Below are 20,787 nucleotides of genomic sequence, written 5' to 3'. Positions count from 1 at the left end.
TCATCACGGTTCTTCGCGGATCGGATCGCACAGGGGCACCTCAGGCCTGCGCCACAGACAATCGGTAGGCTGCATCATGCGGCGCAAGGAGTCTTTGCTGCCGCTGCCAAAGGTGTATTCGATGCCGATGCGCACGAAATTCTGCGAATAGCTGTCCTGCTGATTGGCGCCGCGCTGACGATCGCGATACAGATCCATCACCCAGCGCAGATTGTCATCGCTTAGCCATTGCACGCGCGCGCCCAGACGCTGAATTTGCAGGGTTTCTTCATTCGCGCCGACCAAGGCCGTATTGCGTTGCCGGCTATGCTCGAGGCCCAGGCTGAAAGCGGTCTTGACGGTAGGTTGCCAGGTCAGGGAGACCCCCCCGCCCGTGCGCACCCCATACAGCACCTGAGGATCATCATCATAGGCATAGGGACGGTGCCAGAGTTGCAGATCCACCCGCGTTTTAGGTGAGTAGTCCCAGGTTGCACGGCCATCGAAGGTGAGCAAATGCGTGTCGCGCTCGCTCAAATGTTCATAGCTGCGGGCGAGCAGCCCCACTCGGCCCTGGAACAGGGTCTTGGGGCTATAGTCCCAGCGGGCGGCCACAAACGCCTCGTTATCGGCATATCGGTCATCGATCGTCGCGGTCAGGGCTGGCGTGCGCTTGTAATAATCCACATGCGTCTGGCGCCAGCCCGCCTGTGCGAAGGATCGCCCAAAGCCCGCATAGCGAGCGGCTGCCTGCCAGCCGCGCTCCTCGCGGTTATACAGCGTCTGATTGATGTCCTGGTCATAGCCCGTGGCATTGCTGAACACGCTCACCGCCGGCAAGGTCAGGCGGTCCGTGATGCGCAAACCTATCTCGGCGGATCGGTTCTGACGCGTCTGCTGATCGCGTTCGGGCCAGGAGCGGTTCAGATCACTATTTAACTGTTTGCTATAACCGTAATCGAAACGGCCCGCAAAGAGCGGGCCTGCACGCCAATACAGCGTGGATTGCAGATTGCGGGGCTGGTGATCGAGCTGGCGCTGATTGCTATAGCGCACGTCGCTCAGCGTGCCGCCCGCATCCAGGCGGGTATCCTCGGACAGCAGGGGCAGGCGCAGGCCCAAGCCTGCCGATTTGACCCAGGCCCCGGTTCCCTGGATATCTGACGCGGAATCGGGCCGCCGCGCAGGATTGCTTTGATACTGATATGAACTGCCCATCTGGACGGCGTAATCGGCAGGCGCGGCAAGTGCCTGAGCACCGCACAATGCCAAGCCAGCAGCTGCCAGAATCCGCACAGACGTCACGACGCCGTATCGCGCCGGCGCCGCCATTGACGCCAGCACAGGGCGAGAAAACGGGTGTCATCCACCAGATAGCGGCGCCACAGACGACGCGGATTGCTCGCCAGACGCCATACCCACTCCAGGCCTATGCGCTGCATCCATTGCGGCGCACGGCGCTGCAAGCCGATCGCGAACTCCATGGCCGCCCCCACGCACAGCACGATGCCGCCGGGCAGCGTCGGCGCATAGTGCAGGGCCCAGTTTTCCTGCTTGGGCATGCCGACACAAAGAAACACCACGTCCGGAGCCTGGGCCCGCACCTGTTCAGCGAAAGCTTCTCCTTGGGGCCCCAAGGGATCAAGCCCCATAGGCGGAGCGACCACCTCGATATTCAGGCCGGGATAGAACTGCTCGAACCGTTCGTGTAGCGCGGCTTCGCTACCGGGCATGCCGCCCAGCAGCAACACACGCCAGCGGCGCGCCTGCGCCTGGCGGCACAAGGCGACGAAGAGATCGGCCCCCGTGACACGTTCCGGCAAGGGCTTGCCCAACCATCGGCTCGCCCAAACGACTGGCATGCCATCGGCAAAAATGAAGGCTGCCTTGCCATAGCGTTCGCGAAAGGCCGGCGCGGCATCCAGGCGGACGACATGATCGACGTTGGGGGTCACAACAACCCGAGCGTGGCCGTCGCGGCGCTCGGCGGCCTGCGAAAGAGACTCAAGCGCCTGATCGAAGGTCACGGCCGCAATGTCCAGCCCGAACAGCCGGACGCTGGGCAAGGACGGCAGATCACCCGTTGCTGCTGGAGAACCCTGCTGAGAGCTATGCAAAGTGTGGTCTCGATATGAATGAAGGCCGCTTTCTGAAAAAATGCAGGCCCTCGCACCCAAACAATGCGGGTTTGCATGTCAGAAAAACCCATATGCTCGCATTGTATTTAAAATGCCTACAGTGCGACAGTTCGCGTCGGCTACTATTAGCCGCGCGCAAACCGTAGTGGCAAATTGGAGAATCATTGTGGCGGGACTGACAGCGAATATTTGCCGAACGGCGCTGCTGGCGCTGTTGGTGTCTGCCGCCCATGCCCAGGACCTGCCGATTCCTGACCCTGTCGCGCCGGCGCGCGCAACCCGCGATGACGCCAGCCGCTATAACGCGCCTGCGCCCATCAGCCCGATTAGCCCCATCCGCGCACCGGCGAGCGCGCCAAGCCGGATCGAACCTGTCAACACCCAGATCCGACCCATCGCGCCCATCAGCACGGATCTCGATATCCCAGCGCCGGTCACCCAAAGCGGCAGCCGTCCCCAGGCCCGCAGCCACCTGCCTGACACCGCCGCGCCTGCCCCGGCCGCGCCGCCAGCGGCCCAGGCTTCGATCGATGGCGCCATCGCCGCGGTGGGCCCGGGCGACACACTCAATATCACCATTCTGGGTCCCAACGGTTCAGAAACCCGCGTGACGGTCGATGCCGAAGGGCAGATTGTGGCGCCCCTGATCGGGGACTTGCGGGTTTCGGGCCTCACACCCTCGGCCATCGGCAAGCGCATCGCCCAAGACCTGCGCAACAAAGGCTATATGACCGATCCTCAGGTAACGGTCGAAGTCGTGGCATTTCGCAGCCGCATCGTGTCGGTGCTTGGTCAGGTGCAGCGGCCAGGCCGCTACCCTATCGAGGGCCGAATGTCGGTGCTGGAGCTTCTGGCGATGGCGGGCGGCGCCACCGACGGCGCAGGCGAGGTGGCCACGCTGGTGCGGCGCGCCGATGGCGGCAACGAACGCCTCAACCTTTACGTCAACAACGGCCAGGCTCCCTCGCGTCCCCTGCAAGACACCGAGCTGGAGCCCGGTGACGTGGTGTTCGTCCCCGAGGCACCGCGCTTTTACGTCTATGGCGAAGTCGGTAAGCCAGGCGCCTACCCCATCGAAAAAGGCCTGAATGTCATGCGGGCGCTGTCGGTCGCAGGCGGCCTGACGCCGCGCGCCTCCGATAGCCGCATCGACATTCATCGCACCGACCCCCTGACGGGCGCCACGACCGACAAGCGGGTCAGCCTGACCGATACGGTGCAGCCGGGCGATGTCATTCACGTCAACGAACGCTTTTTCTAATAACGGAACCCGCACGCCCACCGGGCGCGCAAGCTGCCGCCATGCCAAACCGCCGCACCACTCTGACCGCCATGCTATTGCTGGCGCTCGGCCATGCCCTGCCCGCCCTGGCCAACCCCGCGCCCTATGCCGTCGTGACAGGGGACTCCATCGCCGAGGGTGAAATTCAGCGCAAGGGCAGGCTCAATGTGCAAGGCAGATTTGTTCCTGACTACCCTTCGCAGCCGGGCCAACTCTCTTACGACCTGGCGCAGTATTCAGGGGTGTTTCATTACAACCAGGGCATAGGCGGCCAGACTTCGACGCAGCTACGAGCGCGCTGGCCTCGCGATGTTCTAGCCCAGACCCATGATCCGGCGGATGGCCGGGGTGCACGCACCCTACCCGAAGGCACGCAGCCCGCGCTGGTCTATCTGCATGTCGGCATTAACGACATTGCCGCTGCGGGACTGCCGCTGCAAGAGATGCAAAACAACTTCGTCTATTTCGCCGACACCACGGCGCAGCGAGGCATTCCGCTGGTCATCGACAACATCGGCGCCTATCTGGGCATGACCGACTCCATGATCGAGCAAACCCGGGCTTTCAACACCTGGCTGAAAGACGATCTGGCGCGCCGCTATCCGCATGTGCGCATCGTCGACTATCTCGACTGGTCCAGCGGCGGCAGCGGCAATTACCGCGTGCTGGCGCCAGGCAAGTTTGCCGACGGGGTGCACCCCTCCGCAGCGGGCTACCAGGACTTCGCGCGCTACATCCACGACACGCTCAAACTGCCGGCGGGTTCTGCCGTGCGTTACTGATAACAGGCCGCGCTCATGATCCAGGACGCCAACGACATCCCGAATGGCTCCGTGCTGGAGGCCGACCTCTGCATCGTGGGCGGCGGCGCAGCCGGTATCTCGATGGCCCTGGCGCTGATGGACAGCGGCCTGAACATCGTGCTGCTCGAAAGCGGCGGCAGCGGCGAAGAGCCAGCCAGCCAGGCGCTTTACCAGGGCAGTGTCGCCGATACCCGATTGCACAGCGAGCCTGACCGCTACCGTCAGCGCCGCATGGGTGGCTCGACGACCATCTGGGGTGGACGCTGCATGCCCTTTGACGCCATCGACTTCGAGGCGCGCGAGTACATGCCCCATAGCGGCTGGCCGATCGGGCTGGACGATTTGCGGCCCTACTACCCCGAGGCCAACCGTCTGTGCGAAGCCGGCGATTTCGCCTACACCGCAGCGACGGCTTTTCATCATCCTTTGCAACCGATGATCGCCGGCTTCGATGGGCCGTCGTTCTCGACCGACACCCTGGAGCGCTTCAGTTGCCCGACCGATTTCGGTCAACGCTACGGAGAACGCCTGCGGCGCGGGCCGATACGCGTATTGCAGCACGCGAACTTATGCCGTCTGGACGGCGACAAGGCGCAAGCGCCTGTCGGCCCCACGCATGTCCGCACCCTGTCCGGTATTGCGTTCACCGTCCGGGCGCGCGCCTATGTATTGGCCACCGGCGGCCTGGAAACGGCACGACTGCTACTGAGCAGTCCGGGGGCCAGCGGCCTGGGACTGGGCAATGCGCATGATGTGGTCGGGCGCTACTACATGTGCCATCTGGCAGGCACCATAGGCAGCGTCGACCTCTCTAGAGCCGCCTCGGTGTGGCACGGCTACGATATCAGCGACGAAGGCGTTTATTGCCGCCGCCGTCTGGCGCTGCGGCCATCGGCGCAGCGGCGTTTGCAAGCCGGCAATTTCGTGGCCAGGCTGCATCATCCGCGCATCCCCGACCCCGGACACGGCAACGGCATTCTGTCGGCGCTCTATCTCGCCCGGCCCATCGTGCCCTATGAGTACGCCCGCCGTTTGTATGGCGACACGCCGGCCTCGGCCGGTTTATGGCTCGCCCATCTGCGCAATGCGATAGTGGGCGCGCCCGCCGCAGCGGGTTTTCTGTGGCACTGGTTGAACCGGCGCACGCTAGCGGCGCGCAAATTCCCGTCCGTCATCGTCCACCCGCACAACGAACGTTACAGCCTGGACTTCCATGCCGAACAGGCGCCTAACCCCGATAGCCGGGTCACGCTAGGCCCGCAGACCGACGCGCTGGGCATGCCGCGCCTGCATATTGACTGGCGCTACACCCCGGAAGATGTGGTAACCGTGCAGCGCGCTCTGGCCGCCCTCGCTCAGGACCTCGATCGCAGCGGTGTCGGGCGCTTTGAGTACGACCCCGAACAGGTGGAGGCCGAAATGACGCGCTATGGCGCCTATGGCGGCCACCATATCGGTACGGCCCGCATGGGCAGCGACCCACGCAACAGCGTGGTGGACGCGAACTGCCGCGTTCACGAAACCTCAAATCTCTACATCGCCAGCTCGGCCGTCTTTCCGACATCCAGCCAGGCCAACCCCACTCTCACCATCGTCGCCCTGGCCCTGCGCCTGGCCGGCCATCTGCGGCGCGCTTGCGCCACTCGCCACGGAGACATGCAAGCATGACTCAACGTATTCTGGTATTGGGCGCCAACGGCTATGTCGGCCGGCGCATCGTCGCCGCGCTGGCGGCCAGCGACTGGGCAGAACCCATCGCCGGCCTACGCCGCCCCGCCCCTGCGCTTACCGTCAACCAGGAAATCTTCGATGCGACCGACAGCGCAGCGCTCCAGCGTGTGCTCGCGCAGGCGGACGGCGTCGTAAATTGCGTGGCCGGTGCCCCGGGCGTCATGGTGCAAGGCGCCATTGCGCTACGCGATGCCCTGGCCGCGCTGCCCTCCCTGCCCCTGGTGCACTTCAGCTCGATGAGTGTTTACGGCCCTGCGCAAGGCGCGATCGATGAAAGCCAACCGCTGGCGCAAGGCCTCAGCGGTTACGGCGGCGCCAAAGTCGAGGCAGAACGTGTGCTGGCCGAACATGCCGTCATGCTGCGCCCCGGCTGCATCTACGGACCCGGCAGTCCGCAATGGAGTCTGCGCATCGCCAGCCTCTTGCAGGCCGGGCGCATCGGCGATCTGGGCGCTGCTGGCGACGGATGCAGCAACCTGGTGTATATCGACGATGTAGTGGCGGCGGTGCTCGCAGCCCTGCGCCTGCCGGAGGTCAAACCGGGACAAGCCTTCAATCTGGCGATGGCCCAGGCACCCGACTGGAACGCCTACTTTCTCGCTTACGCCCGCGCCCTGGGCGCGGTGCCGCTGCGCCGTATCGGCGCGCGGCGCCTGAAAATTGAAACCCGTCTGCTCGCCCCGGCCCTGAAAATCGCCGAAATCGGTTTGCGCCGCATCGGCCTGACTGTACCGCCCCCCATCCCCCCCTCGCTCTTACGCCTATGGGGGCAGGACATCCGCCTGATCTCGGCCCAAGCCGAAAAAACGCTGGGACTGTCCTGGACAGCTCTGGAACAAGGCCTGGCCGCCACCGTGGCGCAACGCGCATGATCCCCAGGCCTGCGCTCATGAACTCCCCTTGTCGCGTCGCCGCGCAGATCAGCATGTACCCCATGGACTACCCCCATGCGGCCCTGCTGTTGCCCCACCAGATCCGCGTCTGGTCACCGATGGTCGATCGTATTGTCGTCACGCTGGACACCCATCGCAGCCGCTCCGGACGCTATCGCGGCAGGCATTTCGACGAATACCGTAGCAAACTTCTGCAACTGGCGCGCGAACTACAGCGCGACACGCCCAAGCTGGAAGTCATCGAAGTGGACTATGCGCCCGAAGCGCGGCGTGAAGTGGCGCAAGCGTTTTTCGGCCTGGATGACATTCCGGTCAAGGCCTGGGATGGCGGCCCGTTTTATGCCTATTTTTACGGCATGCACCACAGCCGCGCACGGCATATCGTGCACTTCGATGGCGACATGCTGTTTGGCGGCGGCAGCCAGCACTGGGTTGAAGAAGCCATCGCCTATACCGACCAGAACCCCTCTGTCCTGCTGACCGGCCCTTTCCCTGGGCCGCCGGCCGCCGATGCCGCGATATTCGGCCACGGCGAGCCCCCACCCGAACGCATCGACGTGGCGGGAGCGCCAGCCTACCGCTTCCAGACCGCGAGCACGCGGATCTTCATGCTGGACATGGAGCGTCTGCGCAGCGCCCTGGGCGTATTGCCGCTATTGCCGCCAAGCCGCGTGCAAAGCCTGAAGTCGCATCTTTTGGGCAATCCGCCCTTGGCTCGTGAAGCCGAAGTCATTCTGGGAGAAGTGCTGCGCGCACGCGGGCTATACCGCGTCGATCTGCTCGGCTCGGCGCCTGGGCTATGGTCGCTGCATCCGCCCTACCGGGGCGCCGATTTTTATGAAAAACTGCCCCAACTGATCGCGGCCGTCGAGTCAGGGCAGCTCCCCGATGCGCAACGCGGCCACTACGATGTGCACGACAGCGTGATCGACTGGTCGTCGCAACGGGCGCTGAACCAGCGTCACAAACGCTGGCTGCGCCTGCTCAAAGACCGGCTACGGATCGGCGGGTAGCCGCTTTGGACGCGGCCTGCTCGCTGGGGCGCTTGAACAGGCTGATCAAGGGCCGCTCCAGCCAGGCATAGACCAGCATCCCCGCGACCGTGCAGGCCAGAAGGCCAGCCAAGCCAAAACCCACCCATCCGCCGGGCAGCGTATCCAGATGCAGCTTGCGCCAAGCCTGGCTGAGCGCCGACAGCACGAAAGCATGCGATAAATAGAGCGAATAGGAAGCATCGCCCAGCTTGTGCAGCCAGGCCATACGGGGTAAGGCCTGAAAACGCTCCAGCAAAATAGCGCCCGCCACGATGACTGCGGCCGGCACCCCTCGCACCAGCGGCCGCGAGACTTCCGGCGCCAGCACGGACAGCAGCGCAATCACGACAAAGCCTCCCACTACCATCGCTGCGCCCAGCAGCGCGGAACCGCCCCTGTGCGGGTGAGAGAACCACACGCCCACCCCCATGCCGAGCAAAAACTCCAGCACGATGTCCGAGGTATAGACCTGCAAAATCGGTGTGCTGGCATCTGCGACGAACCAGCCCACCATGCTCAGGCCCAGCAGAACAAGGGTGACGGCCGAAAATCGCCAGGACGCGGGCAACAACAGCGCCAGACCGAAGATGACGTAAAAAAGCATCTCGTAGTTGAGCGTCCACCCCACCGTCAGCACCGGCTCGATCAAGCCTGCCGGATTGGGTGTCATGATGAAAAAGTAAGAGGCCACCACATGGGAGAGGCCAAAGCGCGCGGTCTGCAACAACTGCGGCGCAATCAACATGACTGCCACCGCCACCGAGGTCAGTAACCAGTAGAGCGGCACGATACGCGCCGCGCGGCGGCCATAAAACTGCCAGACACCGACCTTCTTGCCCCGCGTGGTGATCCACATCAAAAAGCCGCTGAGAACGAAAAAAATATCGACCCCGGCGGCCAGCCAGTGTGGCCAATAACCCTGGTAACCCATGCGTTCAAGCTGCGGATACAGATGCACCGCCACCACCATCATGGCTGCGACTCCGCGCAGGTACTGTATCGAGAGAATATCCATCACATTTCCTTTGCAGCCTGCTCAAGCATTCTGCGCGCCATGCGTCTCACGCCACACCAGCATGCCCACGGCCGCGCAGAAGCAGGCCTCGCCAACGAGAATACCGATTGCCGCGCCCATCGGGCCCCACAGCCTCATGCCGACATAACTGATCGCGAGCGCCAACAAGGCGCAGGCTAGCGTCGCCCCGCTCAGCGCCCGGAACCGCTGCCGCAAGACGGCGATCATCATCACCGGCTCGCGCATCACCATCAGAATGAATAGCCCGCACCAAAGCAGCAGCAAGACGTCGCGCTGCGCGAAATCCTTGCGCATCAAATCCAGAAAAATCCAGTCACGCAACAACCAGAGCACCACGCCATAAGCCAGCGTGAACAAACCCAGCGCCAGCGAGAACAGCATCAGGCGGCGCAGGGTACGGCGCGCGCCCCATCGATGCATCCAGTCTGATGCCAGCGGCGCCAGCTGCTTTTGCATTCCAGCCAGCAAAAGATTGATGGGCATCAGCGTCAGCCGGGTCGCCGCCAGCGCCGCTACCGCCGCCAGATCCAGGGTGGCCGCCGTCAGGAAGTTGTACCCCTGATTGAACAGCCAATAAATAACGCCGCCTGAGGCCGCCCAAAAACCCATCCGGGCGATATCCCGCAAACGGCCCGGCGCCGCGCTGCGGTCGATGTCATCCACCAGATGACGCCGCAACAGGCGGGCGCACACCAAGGCGGCCAGCGTAGCGCCAAGCAGAGTGCCTGCCGCGGCCGCCGACACCTGAGCGGCCAGAGCGCAGCCGCCCAACAGCAATACGGCATACACCACATCGGCCGCCAACACCTGCTGCGGCCGGTGATACATCAGCAAAATACCCCGCAGATACTCGCGATACAGCGCCGCCAACACCAACATCGTGGCGGCCGCAGCCACCAGCGCCGTGGCGCTGCCGAATAGCCCGGCCGCCCAGCCGCCTAAAACAAGCAGCAGAGCCAGCGCGCCGCCCCATGCGCCCAAACGCCATTGGTCGCGCAACAGACTGCCCATCCACTGCCTACGTTCGCCCGCATCCATCGCGGGCAGACGGATCACCAGAGGCGTACCGATAAACGTCCCTTGCAGCGTGGTCAGCAGCATCATGGTGTTGAAAGCCAGGATGTAATAGCCGTACTGCGCCTCGGCGGCATAGCGGATCAAGATCAGGCCCACCCCCAGATTGGCGGCCGACAGCAGCGCCTGATCGATGATCGAGCTACCGAACAGTCGGGCAAAGCCGGGCTTGGACAGGGTCATTCTCGTTCGTCCCGGTCGGTCTTGATCCACTGCCGGTTGCCGCGATTGCGCAACAGAATATAAAGCTTCCACAACACGAAAAACGGCGCCCGCAGCAAATCCAGCAGCGCGCGCGGCCCCAACGGTGACAACTGCCAGCCGCGCAGCACATGGGCCGCGATCACCACAAGCAGCAAGGCCGCGAGAACAGGCCAAATCCACAGACCCGCGCCCGGTAGGGCCAGGCTGGCGATCGCGCCCAACACCAGCAGGGCACCGATCTGCAACACCACGTAACCCAGGGGCAGGGTCAGCAGATCGGCGGCCAACTCCAGGCACACGCTGCTGCGCCGGATCAAAGCCTGGCGCAAGAGACGGCCTGTGTACGCCCTCACCACCGCCAGGCGCCCACCCTCCCAACGCTGGCGCTGGCTGCGCGACCCCCGCTCAGAGGCAATCAGCTCGGCATCGGCGCTGGCCTCATCGACATACACCACGCGATGGCCTTTCAGGCCCAGCACAATGCCGTATTCCAGGTCCTCGGTCATCGAGTGGATATTGAAGGGCACCTCACGCAGCAAGGCATGGGTCAGGCACATGCCATTGCCGCGCAGGCCGCAGGAAGCGCGCAGGCGCTCGCGGCCGCGGCCGCGCACGGCATGAAACGCGCCATAGGCCAGCGTCACCATGCGGGTGCGCCAGGACTCCTCGGGATTCAACACGCCATAATGCACCTGCATGGCCATTGCGCCCTGCTCGATGCGCGCTGCGTAGGCAGCCAGCAAATTCGGCGTGACCTCGGTGTCGGCATCGATCACGGCCACCGCCTGGGCGAACCCGTCGGCGGCGCTGCGGGCGATGCCGAACTCCAGCGCATAACCCTTGCCCCGCAAGAGAGCGTCCTGGCGCTCGATCACCTCGGCGCCGGCCGCCCTTGCCCGCGCGGCGGTATCGTCGCTGCAATTATCGGCAATGACCAGCACGCGGAAATGCTCACGTGGCCAATCGACCGCCAAAAGGCTGCGCACGGTTCGCGCAATAACCGCTTTTTCATTGTGTGCGGGCACAAGAATATCGAAACGCAGCGCGCGTTCCTGCGGCTGTGGACGGGGCAAACGCGCCGACAGCAGCGTCAGCAGCCCCAAATAAGCGGTCGCCAGCGTTACCGGCAAGGCCACGACAGCCAGAAGAAAATGGAGAAAATAGGCCATGATGGGCTCAAGCGTATTCGTGGTGGCGGGCGCCCCACAAGAGGGAAAGCTTGCCGTAATTGGCATAGGCGCGCGCCAGCCAATGCACTGCATGATGCCTGCCCAGCGGCCACAGCATCAGGGCCAGCGCACCAGCCACCACCATCTGCAACACGGCACGGCCGTAAAACCCCAGAATGCGCACCGCACCGGGCGGGCCATTCAGTTTGCCGCGTAAAAAATGCAGGGCGAAATCCTGGCCGCCGCGTAAGGCGCGGCGCAGCAGCCAGCCCACGCGCATGCGCTCATCGGTCACCGGCTCCGTCACGGCCGCCTCATCACACCAGATCAAACGGGCGCCCGTCTGTCTGAGCCGCAGCAGCATATCGCCATCCTCGCCGCCAGTCAGCCCATAGACCGGGTCAAACAGGGGTCGCAAGCGGTTCAGACAGGCCATCGATAACAAGGCATTGCCCAGACGCAGGGCATTGCCCGGCAATTCCGTGCCGGTCGGAAACCGCGCCCATTCATAAAAATGGCCGCGCCGCAGCCAGGCAGGTGCGTGCGGCGGCAATACGGGTAGTACGGGAGCGAGCACACCATCGGCGCCAAAGCGGTGCGCGCTGTCGCTCAGCAGAGCCAGCCATTGCGGCGGCGCGCGCTCATCATCGTCGATAAAGGCCAGCCACGCAGAGCGCGCGCGCTGCACCGTCATATTGCGTGTGAGAGAAATACTTTTTTCCGGCTGCACAGCGTAATCCAGCGCAATGCCGCGCGCCTGTAAGGCCGCCCGATGGGCCTCGACCACCGGCCGGGCGCTCGCGGCCGCGTCATTGTCCACCACGACGATCTGCCGGGGAGGCAGCGTTTGCGCCGCCAGATCCGCCAACAGCAGCTCTAACTGCGGCAACCGTCGGTAGGTCGCCATGCATACGGTGATATCCAGGGCAGGCGCGTTCATGGCTTATCCTCGAAAACCAGCTCATACCAGGGCGACGACAAGGCCGTATCCTGCTGCACGCGAATGCGCGCGCCCGCAGCATCCTGCATCACCTCTGCGGCCGGGAGCGCCGCGCGGCGGCGGCCCTCTCCATCCAGAGGATAGACGATCAAGCGGCCGCCTCGCGGTGCAAGCCCCAATTCGGCGGGCTGACGGCGCAACCAGGCCGGGGCACGCGTCGCCATATCCCCCGAGGGACCATCAGCGCCGGGATCAGGATTCAGGGTCATCCAGCCGGACTGCCCTCGGTACGGCACCAGCGTTTTAGGGCGTGGCGGCGTTGCACCGGGCTGGCTACCCATCGTGGGATTGCCCAGGGCCAAAAGCAAATGGCGGGAGGCGCTGATCGGCAGCCCATCCAGCGGCGTCAACATGACGCTGGCCAGCTCGGGCGGCGCAAACTGTATCCAGACTGCATCATTGCCGATGCGACTTTTACCGGTCGAGCCGAATAGGGCCCAGACACCCGGCGCATCGATGAGCAGGCGATCGGGCTCCTGGCGCAGCAAGGCCGTGGCCGCCGCCGGATCAGCCGGCGGGACGGCAGCCTGAGGAGGCGGCGCCAGCAGCAAGGCCACCTGCCCCATCAAAGCCAGTTGCGGCTTAATGCCGAAGCTATCCGCCAAGCCATGCGTGATCGCGTCAAAGCGACGGTCTGCGCCCAATTCACGGCGCAACGACGGCCCCACGGGAATATCGATGAGCACCGGCAACGGCGCCAGCAAGGGCTGGCGGAACAGTTTGGCGCTTTGCCCCACCAAGGCCATGCGCCCCCAATCGCCACTCAATGCGAAACGGGAAGGCGCTTGCGGCAAGCGCTGGGCATCGCTGTAATCAAAATAAAACAGCCCATCCCAATCTTGCAGGGCGGCGACCGCGCTCATCAAAGGCAATATTTCTGTGCCGCGCGGGTTGGGGAAGGGCTGGCTGAATTCGCTGACAACAAAAGGCCGCGCCCGGTCACGGCGCAGCGACAAGGCCAGTAGGCGGTCAAACTCATTGCCGCTGGCGCTCCGCGCCGGAATACGCCAATCATGGGTGGAACGGATATCGGGATGGCCAATGTAGAAATGCTCATCGATGTAGTCCATGCCGGATTGCGAATCGAAATTCAGCAGACCGCCATAGCCCATCTGGGTGCCTGTCACCGGAACCTGAGCCCCAGCGCTTTCATGGACCGCACGGCGCAAACGATCGAAATAACGACGATCTACCGATACCAGAAACGTCATGAAGTCCCGCTCGCGGGGATTGCCCTGCGGGCCCTCGGCGCTGCCCAACCATGTGCCGACCCGACGCGCCAGCCCGGCGCGCAATTGCCCAAAAGCCGTGTCATGCACCTGCTGCTGCCCCGGTTCTGGTAATTCCGCAGCATTATCATCGCCGCCCACGCAGCCCGACCAGGCGGCGCAGGCCTGCGCCAGTGAACCGTAGTGTTGCAACAACCATTCCCGCCATTGGCGCTGCAAGGCGGGCGCATACGCCGAGGGAATGGCCGAACGCCAATCATTGCCGAGCCAAGCCGCCAACAACGACGACTCGTTGTTGAGCTCCACCATCGCCAAGGCAGGATTGTCTTTCAAACCCAGGCGCTGAATCAGCTCACGCGCATATAGCTCCTGTTTTTCAATCAGGCGGGGTTCATACACATGGATGGGCGCCGTGATCGGCGGACGCTGCGCCCCGCCATCGAGCGCAGGCAGGTCATCCACGGCAGGCCGGAAGCGATAACCGACATGAAGATTCAAATTGACGTAGATACCCTCTAGCGCCAACGCCTCGATCAAACCCCGCAGGCGCTGGACGGCGCTGCTGCTAAAACTCGGGAAGGGTCCGCTGGTGAGAATACTGACCGGGGCATCCGGATAATCGGAGGGCTGCGAATCCAAATGATGCAAACGCACGGCATTGAAACCCAGCTTGCGCAGTTGCAAGGCCAGTTGCCGCGCCTCCTGCGCGTCAGGGAAGTTGGCGCCGAATGTCAGATTGACACCAAAGAAACGCACCCGTTGGCCGTCAGGGCCGGCACGATAGAAATGCCCACCGCGCGCGACGATGCGCGCAGCGCTGTCCAGCGGACGGTTCAAGGCCGCCATATCGGGCGCGCCAGTCAGCGCGGCCGGATGCATCTCGAAAACAAAATCGGCGGCAGGCGGGGCGGCGACTGCGGTGCTGGCCAATGACAGGGCCAGCGCCGCCCGCGTCAGCGCACGCGGGATCAGCCGGCTCATGACAGCCGTGCCCGGCGGGCCTGCACCAGGCGTCCGCTGATGGCCAGCGAAGAGTAGATAAACATGATGTTCTGAAAAGAAGTGTCTCGCAGGATCTGGCTTTCAGAAAAATTACTGATGAGAATCGTCACGCAAATGCCCAAATGCATCGCGGCGTCTTCGCGGTCGATACGAAACAGCCTCATCAGGCTGCCGGCATGCCAGACCAGACAGGCCAGAAACAGGCCCATGCCGACCTCGCCCATATCGACCAGGATATCGAGAAAACCATTGTGCGCATGTCCGGGCATCCAGCCGATCCGGTTCGCAATGTATTGCGCCGGCCCCCCTTCGCCCACCCAGAAAGCGCTATACCCTATGCCCCAGACCCGGTGCTGGTCGATCGCGACTTCGACCAGATCCCAAATGATTCCGCGCCCGGTCAGGTCAGAGCTTTTATTGAACAGCGCGGTCACCGGCCCAACGACATCACTCACATTTGGCATGCGGCCCGCCGCCACATAAAAAAACAAGAGCGCGTACAGGCAGCCCAGCAAGGCGGACAGCAATACCATCACCCCCGCATGGCGTCCGCCCATGAGGCGGTGGCGGGTCAGCAGGTAGACACCGGTACCCAACCCAGTCACGAGAATGGCCGTGGCACTCTTGGCCATGACCAGCATGAACAGGCTGAATAACAGGGCCGCGGCGACCGATTTGCGAGGCCTAATCAGAAACTCGCGCAGCCAAAGCATGGCCGCAAACCCCGAGATCGAGCCCAGCATATTTTTTTGCCAGGTGATGCCGCGCCAGGCATTACCCAGCTGCGTATCGACGCCCACGCTCGGCGCCAGCAGCGCCACAAAAAAAGAAACCACCATGATGGCCGTATAGCTGATCATCACCGCGCGCAGAAACTGACGCGGCGCGCCGACTGGCGGCGCCACCGCCACCCCGATCAGCACCAAGCCGATCATGATGATCGACCGCTTGATGGTGATATCCGGATAGGGCGACCAGAGGGCGGTCATCAGGCAATACGCCACCACCAGCAGCAGAAAAGGATTGGCCGCGCGCAACGTCGATAAGGTCACACTCAGATGACGCCAGGCCAGAAAAGCCGCCCACAGAAACAGCGACCCATACTGGATCTGCCGCAAGCCCGAGCCCTGCATGATGGTGTGGTTGGCATCTATCCCGACCGTGCCCAAGGAAAAATTGTCGGGCACAATGGCGAACACCAGGCTCAGGCCGACCAACAGCCAGACCGCCCTGCGATCGCTTCGCGAGGGCTCAAACGGCGCGGCCGTGCTCACCGGCGTATCCACGCCCGCACGCGCTCGCGCCAGCTACGCCCGAGCGCAGCCTGCGAATCATACTCGTTGTAAACCACGCCCAGCACCCGAGCGCCAGCCGTATCGAGCAGTTGCGCGGCGCGGTCAAGATCGGCGAGCAGGGTGATATCCTTGCGCGCCACCAGCAAACAGGCATCGACTTGCCGGGCGATGCTCTGGGCATCTGAGGAATGATTGGTGGGCGGCGTATTCACGATAAAAATCTCGTACTCGCCCGCATAGCTTTCGAGCACTTTCCTCAACGCGGGCTCGCGCAGCAACTCGGCCGGATTAGGCGGCTGAGGGCCTGCATCGAGCACCGCCAGGCTGGGAAACCCCGCCACGGCGCGGGCCCGCTGTGCGCCAGCCCGGCCCGCCAGCACCGTGGACAAACCCATGCCGCCGCCACGTCCCAGCAGATCGTGCTGGCCGCTGGCGCGAAGATCGGCATTCACCAACAGGGTCCGCCGGCCGGTTTGGGCAAAAGCGATGGCCAGACTGGCCGCCAGATAAGAGCAGCCTTCATGCTCCTCGGTGCCGATCACCGCCAATGCGAAACGGGGTAGCCCTCCCAGACGGATGGACAGCTCGCCGCGCACCTGCCGGATGGCTTCGGCCTCCTGGCTAAAGGGCATGGCCGCGATAGGCAAAGACAAATCGGCGTTCTGCTGACGGTTGCTGGCGTAGTCGTAGTGGTATTGCTCGGCCAGCACGGCCTGCACGCGCTCCTCCGAGACAAAGCCCAGCCGCACCGCCGCCTGGCCAAAGCGCAGCCGTTCGGTATGCTGCAAACGCACCACATGCTGAACCTGCTCTTCGGTCAGCAAACCCAAGCGCACGAAGCGCTCACCCATCCGTTCGGCTGCCTGGCCTGCGGCCACGGCGGGCGCCTGCGAAACGGGATCGGGCGCAGGCTCGATCGGCGCTCGTGCAGGCGGCTCGGCCGCAGACGGCGCGGGCGGCTGCGCCGCAGACTCAGAAGCCGTCTCGGCAGGCGTACTCGACGCAACCTGGGCAAGGCGGTCAAACAGCGGGCGGAAAGAAGAATCGCTCATGGCTTCACCGGAGTAAGCGAGCGGCGGCCAATACGGCCCATTACGGGAAGGCGGGTATTGCGCAGCAAATCATCGGTGCAGCGAATGCGCCGGCGGCTCAATTCAAGCAGCAGGGCCAGCGCCAGACCTGCCAGCACTCCGACCACCAAGGCCAGCGCCAGACTGCGCGTGACTTTCGGGCTAGAGGGCGAGGTCGGCGCATCGGCAGCGCGCAGCACTGCCAGATTGGGCAAGGAAATATTGCTCGCCATCAGGATGCCGTCATATTTCTGCAAGGCGGTGTTATACACCTGCTCCACCCCGGCGAACTGGCGTTGATAGGCGGCAATGCGGTCGCGCTTGGCCATCTGATCCAGCACCTTGTCGCGTTGAGCCTTGATGTCGGCCTGCAACGAGGCTTTCTGCGCCTGCAAACGATCCAGTTCGCTGCGTTGCGAAGCCAGCACGGCGGCCGCCTGCCGCTCCACCTCCGCCTGCATGGTGGCGCGCTGCGCCTGCAGCCCCGCGACGCTGGGATGCTTAGGCCCCAGCGAACCGCGCAACTGCCCCAGTTGCTGATCGACGATGGTCACGCCATTGCGCAAATCATTGACGGGCGCAGACTGCCCCACTTCGGGCAGATCCTCCACCTTCACGCCACTCTTGAGCAAGCGCTCATTGGCCTCGTTACGCGCACGGGCGGCCTGCTCCTGCGACTCCAACGCCAGCAGCGCCGTCGTCATATCGTTCAAGCGGCGCAAATCGATATCGCCCCCCTGGGGCGTGTCGACAATGCCGGTTTCCTGCTGATAACGTGTCAGCTTATCCTGAAGCGTGTCGAGCTCGTTGCGCAACTGTTCCAATTGCGCGGTGTACTGTTCGCGGCGCGCTCGCGCCGCCCCCGAGGAAATATTCTGGCTGACCGCCAGATAGGCATTGACGATGGCATTGGCATACTCCCGCGCCTTTTGCGGCGTATCGGCCGAGAACGACACCGTCAGCACACGGCTGTTCTGTTGCTTGGCAACCTCCAGACTGCGGCGAATCTCAGCCACCAGCGCAGTGTGCGCGCGCGAGCCGTTCAGTGCATCCTCTCCCGACAGCAAACCGAGCGTCTGAATCATCTGGTCAGCAACCGCCTGACTGCGTATCAGGTCGATCTGCGTCTGCATATAGCTTTCATCGAGCAGGGCCGAGAACGAGCGCCCATTGATGGGATCATTTTCACGGTAGTCGATGAAAACATCGGCCGTGGCAGTCCAGACGCGGGGCAGCAGCAGCAACAGCAAGCCGGTCAGCAATACCGTCGCTATCGCGACCTGCGCAATCAGGCGCGAGCGCGCGGCCACCATGGCCCACACTTGATGCAAGGACAGCAAACCGGATTCGGTAGACGGACTCACGAGGGACCTTGAATCGGTATGGACGAAAGATTGGTCTCATTTTACCGGAGTCTCCTCCGCCCAGGGTATCGCGCAGGCCCCAACTATCGAGGGGATGCGAACCATGGGCTGGAGCGAGAGCAGCGCGACCTTCGTCCGGCTCGGCTCAGCGCCTGGGCTATGGCCGCTGCACCCGCCCTGCGGGAGTTCGACGTTTCATGAAAAACTGCCCCCAGGCATCGCGGCCGTCGAGTCAGGGCAGCGCCCCCAGGCGCAACACCGCTACTGCCACGCGCATGACCACGTGGGGCGTCGCAAGGGGCGCAAACCCGCGCACAAGCGCTGGCCGCGCCTGCTCAAAGACCCGCCGCGGATCGGGCATTGACCAGCTGAGGAACAAGCGGCTTGGAAGGACGCTTGAAAAAACGGATCAAAGGCCGCTCCAGCCAGTGATAAACCAAAATACCTACGACAGTCGACATCAACATACCGACCACGCAAAAACCCACCCAACCGCCAGGCAAGGCATCCAGATGCAGCTTGCGCCAGACTTGGCTCAAGGCTGACAGCACGAAGGCATGCGAAAGATAAATCGAATAAGAGGCATCGCCCAACTTGTGCAGCCAGGACACACGCGGCAGCACATTAAAACGATCGAGCAAGATCGCTCCCATCACAATGGCCGCCGCAGGCACACCCTGCACTAACAGGCGCGACGTTCCAGGTGGCGCAATCACTGACAGCAAGGCGATCACGCTCAAGCCGCCGATGATCAACATCCAACCTAGCCTGGCCGATCCGCGCTTATCCGACCGGGTAAACCACACACCAATCCCCATACCCAATACGAACTCCAGCACGATATCCGAGGTATAGGAAGCCAAAACGGACGGGGCGCTGGTATCCACAAAAAACCAACCCACCATGCTCATGCTAAGAAACACGACCGTGACGGTGGCAAACCGCCAGGTAGTCGGCATCAATAAAGCGATACCAAAGATGACGTAAAACATCATCTCGTAGTTGAGCGTCCACCCCACCGTCAACACAGGTTCGACCAGACCTTGCGGATTGGGCGTCATAAAGAAAAAGTACGAGGAAACAACATTGAGTAGGTCGAAACTCTTGCTCTGCAACAACTGCGGCGCGATCAGCATGACCGCAACCGCCACCGAGGTCAGCACCCAATAAAGCGGCACGATGCGCACAATGCGGCGGCGATAAAAATCCCACACGCCGATGTTTTTATTGCACGTGGTGACCCACATCAGAAAGCCGCTGAGAACAAAGAAAATATCTACGCCGGACGCCAGCCATTGCAACCAATAACCGTTATAGCCCATGCGTTCGAGCTGCGGATACAGATGGACAGCCACGACCCGCATAGCTGCCATACTGCGTAAATACTGTATTGTAAAAATATCCATCAACCCGTCCTTTCGGCGAGCCAGTTGAAACCACTGGCACTCTGGTTGCGCGCTTAACCAGTTAGACAACGGCAGCGCAAAAAAGTGCTTCTCCGACCCATACGCCTATCGCCGCGCCGACGGGGCACAGCTCGCACATAGCAACATCATTCAAGGCAAGCGCCTGCTTGGCACACATGAATGTGGCAGCGGAAAACACGGCCGCAGCACCATGACCATCATGGTCGGCTCCCTCATGGTCGGCTCCCATAAGGCCGTCATGACGAACAAGCCACAGCCAGGCGTAGGAAATCCTTTCGCAACCGGTCAAGGAAGAACCGGTCGGGCAGCAAGCAAGTACTGCCCCATAGGCCAGGATCAGCAGAACAAGAGTCAGTGAAACAGCAGTGAACGTGCGGGGTATGCCGCAGCCCCAGGACATGCTTCCAAGTCAACAGGCGTCAATCGTGGCGGCTGGCAAGAAATGAGTGGGGTGGCCGCGTCGCGGCTAAAGCAGCTACTGCGGCCAGACAAAACATGGCTGCAGGGGCGCCATTATAGCACTGGCTGAATAGCCAGTAAAAAAGCACCCCCACGAGCGGCCTCAAAGTCCATGCTCGATAGGGAATCCCACCGATAAAGCAGTGAAGTCAGAAGCAGCATTTTCTCGTTGATGCGTTCTAAAGCATAAAGAAGCCGCGGCTCAACCAGATCATCGAGGCGATCGAGCGGTTTGAGGTCGGTTCTTGACAGCTAGGCCGGTCCATCCCATTCAGCCTCGGCACTATCAAGCTCAGCATTGCCCGTCTCGAGTAAGTGTTCAAAAACACATTCAAAGCCCTATTCAAACGCAATGGGTGCTGGCGGTCGAACCAAGACGCCAGGCAACAAAAAACCCGCATCTTCATAAGAAGAATGCGGGTTTTTTTATCGGCTCAGGGGCAAACCTGGAACAAATTCTTGGTGCCGACGGCGAGACTCGAACTCGCACAGCTTTCGCCACTACCCCCTCAAGATAGCGTGTCTACCAATTTCACCACGTCGGCTTGACGCTTCCAGGCATATGCACCCTGGAAAGTCGAGCATTCTATCACGCTTA

At 62.8% G+C, this 20,787-nt stretch carries 16 protein-coding genes and 1 tRNA gene; 5 read left to right on the top strand and 12 right to left on the bottom strand.

Annotated features, from left to right (window positions below):
* Positions 1 to 3: 3 nt before the first annotated feature.
* Together U0029_RS04270 and U0029_RS04265 are read right to left on the bottom strand one after the other, a co-directional pair.
* The gene (locus U0029_RS04270; protein WP_147294790.1) at positions 4 to 1,275 is read right to left on the bottom strand and encodes a hypothetical protein; all 1,272 of its coding nucleotides are present in this window, start codon (positions 1,273 to 1,275) and stop codon (positions 4 to 6) included.
* 5 nt (positions 1,276 to 1,280) lie between these two features.
* Positions 1,281 to 2,096 (bottom strand): WecB/TagA/CpsF family glycosyltransferase, encoded by an 816-nt coding sequence (locus tag U0029_RS04265; protein WP_114852287.1) that lies wholly within the window; start codon positions 2,094 to 2,096, stop codon positions 1,281 to 1,283.
* 187 nt (positions 2,097 to 2,283) lie between these two features.
* Between U0029_RS04265 and U0029_RS04260 the strand changes: the two genes are divergently transcribed.
* Genes U0029_RS04260 through U0029_RS04240 form a run of 5 tightly spaced genes read left to right on the top strand, consistent with a single transcriptional unit; the run spans position 2,284 to position 7,839 of the window.
* Positions 2,284 to 3,378, top strand: coding sequence for an SLBB domain-containing protein (locus tag U0029_RS04260; RefSeq protein WP_162790363.1), 1,095 nt, complete (start codon positions 2,284 to 2,286; stop codon positions 3,376 to 3,378).
* Positions 3,379 to 3,419: 41 nt separating this feature from the next.
* Complete coding sequence (locus U0029_RS04255) at positions 3,420 to 4,181, top strand: SGNH/GDSL hydrolase family protein (RefSeq protein WP_114852285.1); 762 nt, start codon at positions 3,420 to 3,422, stop codon at positions 4,179 to 4,181.
* A gap of 15 nt (positions 4,182 to 4,196) precedes the next feature.
* On the top strand, positions 4,197 to 5,870 hold the full coding sequence (locus U0029_RS04250) for an FAD-dependent oxidoreductase (protein ID WP_114852284.1): 1,674 nt from the start codon (positions 4,197 to 4,199) through the stop codon (positions 5,868 to 5,870).
* Entirely contained in the window at positions 5,867 to 6,805 is a 939-nt protein-coding gene (locus U0029_RS04245) for an NAD-dependent epimerase/dehydratase family protein (RefSeq protein ID WP_012418284.1), read from the top strand. The genes U0029_RS04250 and U0029_RS04245 overlap by 4 nt, the downstream gene beginning before the upstream one ends.
* 17 nt (positions 6,806 to 6,822) lie before the next feature.
* Complete coding sequence (locus U0029_RS04240) at positions 6,823 to 7,839, top strand: hypothetical protein (RefSeq protein WP_039051699.1); 1,017 nt, start codon at positions 6,823 to 6,825, stop codon at positions 7,837 to 7,839.
* Here U0029_RS04240 and U0029_RS04235 read toward each other — a convergent pair.
* The 10 genes from U0029_RS04235 to U0029_RS04190 all read right to left on the bottom strand — a co-directional run bounded on the left by U0029_RS04235 (position 7,811) and on the right by U0029_RS04190 (position 20,734).
* Entirely contained in the window at positions 7,811 to 8,875 is a 1,065-nt protein-coding gene (locus tag U0029_RS04235) for an acyltransferase family protein (protein ID WP_114852283.1), read from the bottom strand. The two genes, U0029_RS04240 and U0029_RS04235, sit on opposite strands and share 29 nt — an antisense overlap.
* A 21-nt stretch (positions 8,876 to 8,896) precedes the next feature.
* The gene (locus U0029_RS04230) at positions 8,897 to 10,153 is read right to left on the bottom strand and encodes a lipopolysaccharide biosynthesis protein (protein ID WP_114852282.1); all 1,257 of its coding nucleotides are present in this window, start codon (positions 10,151 to 10,153) and stop codon (positions 8,897 to 8,899) included.
* Entirely contained in the window at positions 10,150 to 11,343 is a 1,194-nt protein-coding gene (locus tag U0029_RS04225; protein WP_114852281.1) for a glycosyltransferase family 2 protein, read from the bottom strand. The genes U0029_RS04230 and U0029_RS04225 overlap by 4 nt, the downstream gene beginning before the upstream one ends.
* A gap of 7 nt (positions 11,344 to 11,350) precedes the next feature.
* Positions 11,351 to 12,283: a glycosyltransferase family 2 protein gene (locus U0029_RS04220; RefSeq protein ID WP_114852280.1), complete on the bottom strand. Its 933-nt coding sequence runs from the start codon at positions 12,281 to 12,283 to the stop codon at positions 11,351 to 11,353.
* On the bottom strand, positions 12,280 to 14,553 hold the full coding sequence (locus tag U0029_RS04215; RefSeq protein WP_114852279.1) for a capsular biosynthesis protein: 2,274 nt from the start codon (positions 14,551 to 14,553) through the stop codon (positions 12,280 to 12,282). Before U0029_RS04215 ends, U0029_RS04220 begins: the two co-directional genes overlap by 4 nt.
* Positions 14,550 to 15,848 (bottom strand): O-antigen ligase family protein, encoded by a 1,299-nt coding sequence (locus tag U0029_RS04210; protein WP_119651386.1) that lies wholly within the window; start codon positions 15,846 to 15,848, stop codon positions 14,550 to 14,552. The genes U0029_RS04215 and U0029_RS04210 overlap by 4 nt, the downstream gene beginning before the upstream one ends.
* Complete coding sequence (locus U0029_RS04205) at positions 15,845 to 16,921, bottom strand: polysaccharide biosynthesis tyrosine autokinase (RefSeq protein WP_114852278.1); 1,077 nt, start codon at positions 16,919 to 16,921, stop codon at positions 15,845 to 15,847. The genes U0029_RS04210 and U0029_RS04205 overlap by 4 nt, the downstream gene beginning before the upstream one ends.
* Positions 16,918 to 18,303: a GumC family protein gene (locus U0029_RS04200; RefSeq protein ID WP_119536879.1), complete on the bottom strand. Its 1,386-nt coding sequence runs from the start codon at positions 18,301 to 18,303 to the stop codon at positions 16,918 to 16,920. The genes U0029_RS04205 and U0029_RS04200 overlap by 4 nt, the downstream gene beginning before the upstream one ends.
* 335 nt (positions 18,304 to 18,638) lie before the next feature.
* Complete coding sequence (locus U0029_RS04195) at positions 18,639 to 19,709, bottom strand: acyltransferase family protein (RefSeq protein ID WP_169507440.1); 1,071 nt, start codon at positions 19,707 to 19,709, stop codon at positions 18,639 to 18,641.
* A 940-nt stretch (positions 19,710 to 20,649) separates the two neighbouring features.
* Positions 20,650 to 20,734 (bottom strand) — tRNA-Leu (locus U0029_RS04190).
* Positions 20,735 to 20,787: the final 53 nt, after the last annotated feature.

This window comes from Bordetella avium, assembly GCF_034424645.1.
Classification (GTDB): Bacteria; Pseudomonadota; Gammaproteobacteria; order Burkholderiales; family Burkholderiaceae_B; genus Bordetella; species Bordetella avium.
The sequence above is the reverse complement of the archived record's forward strand: the minus strand, read 5'-3'. Positions and strand labels throughout refer to the sequence as shown.